The organism is Clostridium sp. E02 (genome assembly GCF_003833015.1).
Taxonomy (GTDB): Bacteria; Bacillota; Clostridia; order Lachnospirales; family Lachnospiraceae; genus Lacrimispora.
In genome coordinates this window covers 1-387 of sequence record NZ_RJLQ01000083.1, presented here as the reverse complement: position 1 = coordinate 387, position 387 = coordinate 1, and the positions used below count along the sequence as shown (strand labels likewise).

1 protein-coding gene is annotated in these 387 nt (G+C 62.5%); it reads right to left on the bottom strand.

The annotated features are described in order from the left end of the window. Positions 1 to 387: lamin tail domain-containing protein (locus EFT72_RS19045; RefSeq protein WP_164473232.1), on the bottom strand; the 387-nt coding region annotated here is incomplete at both ends.

Below are 387 nucleotides of genomic sequence, written 5' to 3'. Positions count from 1 at the left end.
CCTCCGTCCAGGCGCTGATACCCTGGGTGCGGGGGGTGCCGGGGAAAGTCTGGTCGCTGTAGGTGAGCCGATCGACCAGGTTGCCGCTGGCATCGAACAGGTTGATCTCGTCGGCACGGCCCAGGTTGGTAGTGAGGCCACCGACCACTTTAAAGGATGCATACAACCCCCAGGCAGCCCGGAACTCGGCCTCGCTGGCTTCTGCCAAAATCACCGATTCGCCGGGCTGCACCGCGCCAAAGGCGCTGAGATCTACGGTGCCTGCCAGCCGCGAGTCGTCGTCAAAGCTCCAGCCGGTCAGATCTACCGGGGCGGTGCCCACGTTGGTGAACTCGATGAATTCACCGTTGGCCCCCTGGTACATGAATTCGGTGATCTGCATGTTGC